The following is a 6,000-nucleotide window of genomic DNA, read 5'->3' on the forward strand; positions in this document are numbered from 1 at the left end:
TGGGGGTAGGGAAAAGTGTGATCGCCGACGTGGCGGCATTCAGTGCCCGGAATCCCGAGCGATGGTCGAGCGGATCGCGTGAGGGGGATCGGCTCCGGCGGCGTACCACTGATGGGAGGGAATGCCGGGGGGCCAATCTCGAAGGTGGTACGGCAATGCCACAGGTTCAGACCTTGGTTGGACAGGTCGACACCGCGGTTCCGCAACTCGTGCCCGCACAGCGCGGCAGCACGATCGCGGCCTCGGTGACACACCGGGCCGACGCCTGGTCGAGAATCTCGTACGTCTGCATGAAGAAGGTACTGAGTCCGATATGCCAGGCTTTCTGGCATCCACTGGTCGAAGGTCTCGAGAACATTCCGACTGATGGTCCTGCCATTATAGCCAGCAACCATCTCTCGGCGCTCGACGCCGCGTTCCTCGCGGTGGCATCCGACCGGCGGATCACCTTCCTGGCGAAGAGCGAGTACTTCACCACGCCGGGCCTGAAAGGCATGGCCGGGAAGATGTTCGTCGCCGCGACCGGCCAGATCTCCGTGGACCGCAATAACCGCCGTAAGGCGACCGCTGCGCTGCAGGCCGGCGCGGGTGTGCTGAGCCGGGGCGGCCTGCTGGCGATCTTTCCGGAGGGGACCCGATCGCCGGATGGTCGGCTGTACCGCGGCAAGCACGGCGTGGCGCGGCTGGCACTGGAGACCGGCGTGCCCGTCATCCCGGTGGGACTGACCGGCACCTTCCAGGTCCTACCGATGGACCGGCGGCTGCCCCGCGCCGGCCGCGTCCAGATGCGGTTCGGCCGGCCACTGACCTTCCCGCGCATGACCGACGGACGCACCGCACTGGCACAGCGAGCGGCAACCGAACAGATCATGAAGTCCATCCAGGAACTGTCCGGGCAGCGCCAGGCGGACATCTACGCCGAGCGCTTCAAGGCCTCCTTGGGACTTGTCAGCCGATGACCATCCGGTGATCGGCTGACAACAGGACGTCCATTCCGCCGCATCTCCCTGGTCGATGCGGCGGATGGACGAAGCGGGGCCGGTGCGGCGGAGCGGGCCGCACCGGCCCCGCGCATGCCCGCGTGAAACCTCACGGACGGACGCCGACGCTACGGGTTCCATCCGGCCACTTCAACGGACCGACGGACGGTCGGGACACCGCCGGTCGGCAACCAACACCGGGCAGTCCGGCCCCGCGCGCTCGATCCGCCGGGGACCTCCAGGTTCGGTCACAGGTAGATGCACCGGGGACGGTCTCGACCGTGGTCGGTCCGGTCCCGACTGTTCGGGCACCATCGGGCCGCGCACGTGAGAGCAGTCCAATTCAGACGTCGATTTCAGGCGCCGATGCTGGGACCACAGGTCACGCGTCTGTCGGACCATTCGGCCCGGTCCGCCGGGCCTGCCATCAGGACTGCCCAGGTGGAGCCGACGGGCCCGAGGGGGGGACCCACGACGGCCCGCCCGGCGACGGGCCTGGGCAGACGGCGGTTATTCCGGTTCATGGCCTGGACCGGGGAATCACTGGTTTCGGCGCGCCCCCGTGGCCCCCGTACCCGGCACGTACGACCGTCGACGCATCCTGCGCCGGCGGATCCGGTGGGCCCGGATCCGCCGGTGCAGGATGAGGCGCGACCCCGAGCGGGAGCCAGGCCGACTTCACAGCAATGGTGCGAGGATGCGTGCCGCATCCTGACGGGCGGCTTCGCCGGACCGGCGGCCCTCCCGGACGGAGCCCGGGAGCGGCCACCGGGTCAGGGAAGCATGCCCAGCTGGCGAGCGGCATGCACAGCGGCGGTCCGGTTACGGACCCCGAGCTTGCGCATGATGCTGCGCAGATACGCCTTCACCGTCTCCGGTGAAACAGTCAGGCGCCGCGCGGTCTCGACATTGGACAGGCCGAGTGCGACCTGCGCCAGTACCTCGAGCTCACGCGGGGTCAGCGCCAACCGGCCGCCGACCTTCGCCTCCTGATCAAGCAGGCCGCGCAGCAGCTCCGATACGCCCCCGATCCGGCCACGTAGCAACGGGTCGGACACATGTTCGGTGACCTCCTGAAGCTCCCGGTAGGCCAGCCGCAGACTCTCCTGTGGCTGGCCGGGCGAACGCGGCAGAGGCACGGCGCCCACCGCTCTGGTAGGCGACGCACGATGCCCTGGAGGCACCACCGCCGACAGCGGCTCCGTACGCGTGGCGACTGCGCCCAGCTCGCGTTCCATCAGTCGAGCCGTGGCGATGGCCGCATGAATAGCGGCCTCGGTGAACGGCACCTCGGTTCGCATGGCTCCGTACAGCACGGCGACCACCACGCTGTCCATGCAGACCGGCACCGCGAGAATCGCTCCCAACTCACTGCTGTCGATCGTTGGCGCAGTGGAGCGAAGAACTCTTCTCGCTGCAGCCGGGTCGTTGATGACGACCGGGCGGCTATGCCGCACCACCTGCCCGCCGATTCCCGTCCCGGGTGGAACGGAGTGACCGAGCAGTCCGCTCGGCACGGGTCCGTCCACGTTGGTGACGGTCAAACGACCGGAATGTGGTGTGACTATTCCACCGAATGTGAGATGGGCTCCCGATGAAGCGCGCAGCCGGGCGATCGCCCGCGGCAGGACTATCTGCACGCGACTGGGGGCCGACACGTCCACTGTCACGAGCGTCCCCTTCCCCGACCTGTAGAAGACGTTGAGAATCGTAGCATCCGTTTTACGATAAGCACAAATAAGTGCACAAACGGCATGACGCCGAATGTTGTCCGAGAGTCGGGGTAGGTTCGCGCGTAACTGTGTTTGCCGACCCGAACCCGACCTCAGGGGAAGGGCAGACTCAGCTGCGTCGACGGCCCACCGGCGATACGGACACCCTCGGTCACCGGCTCGGAGGCGAGGACCGGCGGGCCAGCGTCCCCCACGGCGTCCCCCACGCCGTCCCCCACGCCGTCCCCCACAGCGGCCGGCGCCGGCTCGCCGGCACGGGGAGCCGGCGCCGCGAACAGGTCGGTGCGTGCCATCGCCCGCAGCCGGGCCAGCCCGGCGAGCAGGTGGAGTTCCTCGACGCTGCGGGGGGAGCTGTCGAGCAGCGCCGGCGACATGACCAGGACCGCCACCACCTGGGCCCGGGACAGCGCGACGTTGAGCCGGTTACGGGAGAGCAGGAAGTCGAGCCCACGCGGCGACTCGGCGGCGCTGGAGGTCGTCAACGACGTGACCACCACGGCCGCCTCCTGGCCCTGGAACCGGTCCACCGTGCCGACCCGCACGCCGGTCAGGCCGGCCGCCTCGAGCGCATGTTCGATCGCTCGGACCTGACGGTTGTAGGGGGCGACCACGAGGACATCCGACCCGGCCAGTGGGCGGGAACCCGCATCATCTGTGATCATCCGCCCCATCAGGTGTCGGACGATCGCACTCGCCGCGGACACCTCCTCGTCGGAGCGGGTGCCGTTGTCACGATGGATCACGTCGTGCAGGTACAACCCGGCCGGCACGTCGGCGACGGCACGGGTCGCGGCAATCGGGTGGGACCGCAGCAGGCCGCGGTAGGCGAGCGCGGACACCGGCGCGCACACGGCCGGGTGCAGCCGGCGGGTCCGGTCGAGGAAGTAGCCGAGCTCGGGTGGGATCACCTCGGCATCGCCCAGCAGATGCGACAGTGCGGAGGAGTCCGCGCCCTCGGGGTGGATTCCCGTCACGACCTGCGGTAGCTGCTGCGGATCTCCGAGCAGGACCAGGTTGTGGGCCGCGCCGGCCACCGCGAGGGTGTCGGCAAGCGCGAACTGGCCGGCCTCGTCGACGATCAGGACATCGAACGGCACGGCCGCGAGCGCCGGGTTGGCGAAGGCCCAGGCGGTGTCGCCGACGAGATGACCCTCCGGATGGGCCTGCCGCCATGCTGACAGGGCTCGCAGGTCGCGCGGCGTGTCCCAGGGTGGGCGGTGCGCCGGGTCGACCGGTGCGCCCGAGCGCTGCTTCTTGGCCGCGGCGATGGGCGCGGGGGGGTGGCCGGTAGCGGCGAGCATGGCGTTCTCGATCGCCTTGTGGCTGGTCGAGCAGATTCCCACCGACTTCCCCTGCCCGATCAGATGCCGGATGAGCCGGCCGGCCAGATACGTTTTGCCGGCTCCAGGTGGCCCCTGCACCGCCAGGTAGGAGCCGTCGAGCGCACTGACCGCCGCCAGCACGGCGGCGACCTGGTCGTCGCCGTGCTCGGCGGGAGTCGGCAGGCCGCCGGGCCGGCCGGCCAGCCTGGGCGGCTCACGACGCAGCAGGTCCGTCGCCGATTCCGCGGGCAGGCGTCCGGGCAGCGCGGCGACGGCCCGACGGGCACGTTCACGGACCGCGGTGGGCTTCGGTTCGGGCCGCACGGGCGCGCCGGGCAGCACGGCCGTCGGCAGCGCGGGGCTGACCGCGTCCGGTGCCGCGCTCTCGCGCAGGAACAGCGCGTGCGGCGCGGCCCGTTCGACGACGGCGTCGGCGGTCGCCGCGACGGTGCCCGGTCGACCCGGGTAGAGCAGCCGCACGGACTCGCCCCGGTCGAATGGATGCGGACGGTTCGGGTCGACGCGCGCCTGCAGCAGCCGGCGGCTGCGCCGGCGCCGCCCCGAAGGTTCCTCCCAGTCCTCGATCACGGCCCACCCGGTCGGCACGGCACAGTCGTCGGCCGACTCGAGGCTCGTCTGGTCGGCGGTCAACGCCGCGAAATAGGTCCACCAGGCCGGTTTGTTCTCTCGCCGGTGGTAGCCCACGGCCGCGGCGAGCAGGGCCCGCGCCCGCTGCTCGGCCGACCAGGACGCCGGCTCCGGGTGCAGCCCCGCGACCAGCGCGTCGACGAGGGCATCCGCATCGTCGGCACCGGCCGGCGACGCCGGATCGGAAGCGCCGGGAAGATCGGCTCCCACCGCGGCGGGATCCACCGCGACACTCCCCCGCGGCGCGACCCCTTCGGCCTGGCCCAACCCGAGCAGCCAGCGGTGCAGTCGGTGGGTCGACACGCAGTCGACCCGGTTGTATTCGGCGATCTCAGCAAGTATCCGATCGGCCTCGGCCGGCTCCCCCGCGTCCCGGTGCGCCAGGAAGGACTCGTACGCCACGATGCTGTCGGCGGCGTTCTTCACCGCCGCCTGCCGCGCGTCCGGGAAGAACAAGGGCTCGAGATACTTGATCGAATAGGACGGCTGGGAGATCCGCAGGCTGCGCCGGACCACCGCGTAGAGATCGATCAACCGGTTGCCGACGAGCAGCTCGTCGATCTGCCGTTCCCTCGTGCCGTGCCGAGCCGCGAGCCGCCGCAGCGCGTTGAGCTCGTAGGGGGCGTAGTGGTAGATGTGGGCGCCGGGATGCTCGCGCAACCGCGCCACGGCCCAGTCGACGAAGGACTCGAACGCCAGCCGCTCGCCGGGCCGGTCGTGCGCCCAGAACGCCCGGAAGGCCTCCGCCGGGGCTTCGCCCACGGCCCGCCCGCCCGCGGGCTCGGTCAGCGTGACGGCCCCGAAGAGGTACTCCAGGCCGGCGGCGTCCAACGCGTACGGATCGCCTTCCATGTCGAAGTAGATGTCGGCCGGGTCCGCCACGGGCAGCGACGCGAGGCCCGCGGAGTCGACCATCCGCGCGGTCACCGTCCCCAGCGGATCGTCCGCGCTGCGGGTCGCATCCTGCGCCGCCTGCAGTTCGGCCTGCAGGCGCAGCCCGGCGAACGCGGCAGCGGACATCGCCGCCGGCCGTTGCTCGTCGCGCGCGGCGGCGAGCTCCTCGACAGACGTGATATCCACGCCGCGCAGCACCCGACGCTGTTCGGTTCGCAGCCCCGCGACCAGGGACAGATCACGGGCCGCCGCTCGGCCTTCACTGCAATGACCGGCGAAGGCGCAGCTTGCGCACTCCGGACGGGGCTGCGCCCACGTCGGGTCGGGAACAGCCGCCGGCGCGGCCAGCCGGGCATCGAGACGACCACGAGCATGACGGACCATGGGCGCGACATCATCGACCCGGAACGAACGCACCACGGC

The 6,000-nt window shown here is 70.8% G+C and carries 3 protein-coding genes; 1 reads left to right on the top strand and 2 read right to left on the bottom strand.

The window, feature by feature from the left end; all coding sequences use genetic code 11:
* The first annotated feature begins 17 nt into the window (after positions 1–17).
* Positions 18–959 carry a lysophospholipid acyltransferase family protein gene (locus NBZ83_RS10895; RefSeq protein ID WP_261564973.1) on the top strand — a complete coding sequence of 314 codons (942 nt, stop codon included), beginning with the start codon at positions 18–20 and terminating at the stop codon, positions 957–959.
* Between the two features lie 794 nt (positions 960–1,753).
* Here the strand turns inward: NBZ83_RS10895 and NBZ83_RS10900 are convergent.
* Positions 1,754–2,650: a helix-turn-helix transcriptional regulator gene (locus NBZ83_RS10900; protein ID WP_261564974.1), complete on the bottom strand. Its 897-nt coding sequence runs from the start codon at positions 2,648–2,650 to the stop codon at positions 1,754–1,756.
* A 155-nt stretch (positions 2,651–2,805) separates the two neighbouring features.
* Complete coding sequence (locus tag NBZ83_RS10905) at positions 2,806–5,961, bottom strand: TM0106 family RecB-like putative nuclease (RefSeq protein WP_261574895.1); 3,156 nt, start codon at positions 5,959–5,961, stop codon at positions 2,806–2,808.
* Positions 5,962–6,000: the final 39 nt, after the last annotated feature.

This window comes from Frankia gtarii (assembly GCF_025403375.1).
Taxonomy (GTDB): domain Bacteria; phylum Actinomycetota; class Actinomycetes; order Frankiales; family Frankiaceae; genus Frankia; species Frankia gtarii.